The sequence below is a fragment of the Vibrio sp. 378 genome (assembly GCF_033339435.1).
In genome coordinates, this window is sequence record NZ_JAWOUO010000739.1 from 1 (window position 1) to 622 (window position 622).

The following is a 622-nucleotide window of genomic DNA, read 5'->3' on the forward strand; positions in this document are numbered from 1 at the left end:
TGCAGCAGTGCATGAAATGCAAGTGACTAGTCGCAATGTGAGCGAGAGTGCAAATGAAGCAGCAGTTGCAAGCCAAACCGCGAATGATGAGCTTTCTAATACCAATGTGATTTTGGAGCAAACGGTCGGCTCGATTCGTGACTTGGCTGGAGAGATCGAAAGCGCAAGCCATGTGATCAATACGCTAGATAATGATGTGAGCGATATTGCCTCTGTACTAGATGTAATTCGCGGCATTGCAGAGCAGACTAACTTACTTGCACTGAATGCGGCGATTGAAGCGGCGCGAGCGGGTGAGCAAGGTCGTGGTTTTGCTGTGGTTGCTGACGAGGTACGCTCTCTTGCAAGTCGCACGCAGCAAAGTACGGGTGAAATCCAAGCTATGATTGAAAAGCTTCAGTCTGGAGCAGGGCAAGCTGTAGAAGTGATGCGTGGTAGCCAAAACAGCAGTGAAGAGACCATTCAATCTGCTGGGCGAGCAAGCGAATCTCTGGCTGAAATTCTCAATGCAATTTCACGCATGAATGAGATGAACACGCACATTGCAACTGCAGCGAGTCAACAAAGTACAGTGAGCGATGAAGTGAATACCAACGTTCAGGGTATTGCAGACAGCAGTACT

1 protein-coding gene is annotated in these 622 nt (G+C 48.7%); it reads left to right on the forward strand.

Going from position 1 to position 622, the window contains the following annotated elements:
* Positions 1–622: methyl-accepting chemotaxis protein (locus tag R7Q48_RS28590; RefSeq protein WP_318133708.1), on the forward strand; the 622-nt coding region annotated here is incomplete at both ends.